We start from the raw sequence: 2,949 nt of genomic DNA on the forward strand, positions 1-2,949 counted from the left end.
AGTGGCCGTTACCGCAGAAACGGATATGTACTCATTCCAATCCAACATCCTGGTCGGCCCAGAGGCCGCCATCGGGGGCAAGCCCCCTCCCACATTTCTGGTTGTGTTACAAATCTCCGGCACAAAAAAACGCCGACGCTGTAATAGCCGCCGGCGTTGAAACCTTGAAGGGGGTTTTGGCTTACATCAGAACGCCGGCACGACCGCGCCGCTGTACTTCTTCTCGATGAAGGCTTTGACTTCCGGGCTGGTCAGCGCCTTGGACAGTTTCTGGATAGCGTCGCTGTCCTTGTTGTCCGGGCGAGCGACCAGGAAGTTCACGTAAGGCGACTTGGCGTCTTCGATGATCAGCGCATCCTTGGCCGGATTCAGGCCGGCTTCCAGCGCGTAGTTGGTGTTGATCACGTCCAGGTCAACCTGGTCGAGTACGCGCGGCAGCAGAGCCGATTCCAGCTCCTTGAATTTGAGGTTTTTCGGGTTGTCCTTGATGTCCTTCGGCGTGGACAACGCGTTGGTCGGGTCTTTCAGGGTGATCAGACCGCTCTTCTGCAGCAGCAACAGGGCGCGGCCACTGTTGGAGCCTTCGTTCGGGATGGCCACGGTGGCGCCATCTTTGAGCTCGGAAATATTCTTGATTTTTTTCGAGTATCCACCGATGGGCTCGACGTGTACGCCGACCACGGTCACCAGGTTGGTGCCTTTACCTTTGTTGAAGTTTTCCAGGTACGGCAGAGTCTGGAAGTAGTTGGCGTCCAGGCGTTTCTCGGCCACTTGCACGTTGGGCTGTACGTAGTCGGTGAAGACTTTGATCTGCAGGTCCACGCCTTCCTTGGCCAGGGTTGGCTTGATCAGCTCGAGGATTTCGGCGTGCGGGATCGGGGTGGCGGCCACCACCAGTTTCTCGTTGGCCTGGGCGAAGCTGGCCGTCAGGGCAGCCGCCAGTGCGGTAAACAACAGAACCTTTTTCATGCAATGTCCTTCTAACGACCGTTTTCATGTGAGGTGCCAGCGAAGTGCTATCGCGGCGTGGAGTGGACAATACCTAGATTTTTTATTCCCGAACAATATCTTTTATTCACGTTGATATTCCATTTTGCTCATACAGGAATTTTCGCAGCGTCTCCTGTTCCGCAGGGCTGGCACTCGCGAAAATCCGCTGCACCTGCTCCAACGGCGAGCCGGCGCTGGGCAAGTTCAGATGCTCGGGCAGAATTTCATCGCCGCTGCTCACCAACAGCGCAAAGTGAATGACGTTTTCCAGCTCACGGGTGTTGCCCGGCCAGCTGTGATGCTCCAGCACGCGCTGGGCGGCGTCGCTGATCAGCGGCACAGGCAGGTCCAGGCGCTGGCTGTAGATGCCCAGGAAGTATTCGGCCAGGGACAGGATGTCGCCGACCCGCTCGCGCAGCGCCGGCAGGTCCAATTGACCTTCGCTCAAATAATGGAACAGGCGCTCATGAAACTTGCCCGCCGCCACCGCCTGGGCCAGGTCGATGCTGGTGGCTGCCACCAGGCGCACGTCCACCGGGCTTGGCTGCTGGGCACCGACGCGGGTGACTTCGTGGTTTTCGAGGGCGGCGAGCAACTTGACCTGGATCGGCAACGGCAAATCGCCGATTTCATCCAGGTACAAGGTGCCGCCATTGGCCGAACCGAACCACCCGGCCCGGCTGCTCGCCGCGCCGCTGTGGCTGCCCGCGGCATAGCCGAACAATTCCGCGTCGGCGTACGTCGGGCTGATCGCACCGCAGTTGACCGACACAAACAGGCCCGTGCGGTCGCTGCCCCGGTGGATATGCCGCGCCAGCAACTCCTTGCCGCTCCCCGTCTCGCCATGAATCAACACGGGCAATGCACGCGGTGCCAGATTTTCCAGGTCTTCGCGCAGCTGCCGCGAACGTGGATCGACGAACACCAACGCTTTGGCGCGGATGCTCAGCGGGCTTTTTTCGGCGTCGGGGAAGGTCAGCAACGGCTGGCCGTAGGTTTCATGCAGACTCATGGCGGGCTCCCGCCCCATCCACTCAAGGGACGGGGCGTTGAAATATTTTATGCACGGCGTCGCGCGTGATGCTCGAGGCGACTTTGCAGGCGATAGAGGTAGGCGAATCCCTGCTCCCAGCGCTGATGGCCGGACTTCACATTGATATGCCCGGCGCCCGACAATATGCCGGCTTCAGCCCCCCAATGACGCGCCAGCTCCAACGCCCGTGGCGCACTGACGGCACTGTCGTTGTCGGAGCTGACCACCTGGCTGGGAAACGGCAACAGGTCGGTAGGAATCGGCGCAAAGTTGCGCAGGGCGGGGGCACAAGCCGGACGTTCGACATCCGCCGGCGCCACCAGCAAGGCACCGCGTACCTGGCGCAGGAACTGCACAGGCGCGGTGGCCGCCCAGTGCGCCACGGTGATGCAACCCAGGCTATGGGCGATCAGGATCACCGGCGTGCTGTCGGCGGCGATGGCCTCGGCCAGCGCGGCCACCCAGTCTTCGCGGCGCGGGGTCAGCCAATCGTCCTGCTCCACGCGCGCACTGTTGGGCAGGCTGTTCTGCCAGTGACTTTGCCAATGTTCTTCTGGCGATCCTTGCCAGCCCGGCACGATCAGGTAACGAATCGACTCGCTGTGCATGGGTGTGCCCTCCTGCAGCGTTTAACGTTACTGAGCAGTATAGGGATGCGGTTTATATTCGTTAAGAAATAAGAAGCTATTTATTAATAACCAAAATCCCAATCCCGCATGCAGTCAATGTGTGAGGGGGCTTGCCCCCGATAGCCATAAGTATCTACACAACTCAGCAACGCCCAACCGTAACCACGATGCGAAGCGAGTCGCTCTTGATCTTGATCTGCTTGTGATCTCAGGCGCCCCGTCAAACCACGCTGGCCGAACGCAGGCTTGAATCCGTGGGCAACCCGGCAGGACGCCGGGTTAGCCGCACTGGGCCAG

General features: G+C 60.1%; 3 protein-coding genes. All 3 read right to left on the reverse strand.

From position 1 onward, the window contains the following. Window positions 1–186: 186 nt before the first annotated feature. The 3 genes from BFP96_RS24655 to BFP96_RS24665 all read right to left on the reverse strand — a co-directional run bounded on the left by BFP96_RS24655 (window position 187) and on the right by BFP96_RS24665 (window position 2,631). Window positions 187–969 carry a MetQ/NlpA family ABC transporter substrate-binding protein gene (locus BFP96_RS24655; protein WP_065893817.1) on the reverse strand — a complete coding sequence of 261 codons (783 nt, stop codon included), beginning with the start codon at window positions 967–969 and terminating at the stop codon, window positions 187–189. Between the two features lie 106 nt (window positions 970–1,075). After that, window positions 1,076–2,002 (reverse strand): sigma 54-interacting transcriptional regulator, encoded by a 927-nt coding sequence (locus BFP96_RS24660; protein ID WP_065937187.1) that lies wholly within the window; start codon window positions 2,000–2,002, stop codon window positions 1,076–1,078. A gap of 47 nt (window positions 2,003–2,049) precedes the next feature. Next, window positions 2,050–2,631 (reverse strand): alpha/beta hydrolase, encoded by a 582-nt coding sequence (locus BFP96_RS24665; protein ID WP_065884672.1) that lies wholly within the window; start codon window positions 2,629–2,631, stop codon window positions 2,050–2,052. Window positions 2,632–2,949 lie beyond the last annotated feature (318 nt).

Source organism: Pseudomonas sp. 34 E 7, assembly GCF_900005715.1.
Lineage (GTDB): Bacteria > Pseudomonadota > Gammaproteobacteria > Pseudomonadales > Pseudomonadaceae > Aquipseudomonas > Aquipseudomonas orientalis_A.

What these genes read in the sequence shown, in the direction of transcription:
- BFP96_RS24655 (WP_065893817.1), bottom strand. Translation starts at nt 969, where the DNA reads ATGAAAAAGGTTCTGTTGTTTACCGCACTGGCGGCTGCCCTGACGGCC.
- BFP96_RS24660 (WP_065937187.1), bottom strand. Translation starts at nt 2,002, where the DNA reads ATGAGTCTGCATGAAACCTACGGCCAGCCGTTGCTGACCTTCCCCGAC.
- BFP96_RS24665 (WP_065884672.1), bottom strand. Translation starts at nt 2,631, where the DNA reads ATGCACAGCGAGTCGATTCGTTACCTGATCGTGCCGGGCTGGCAAGGA.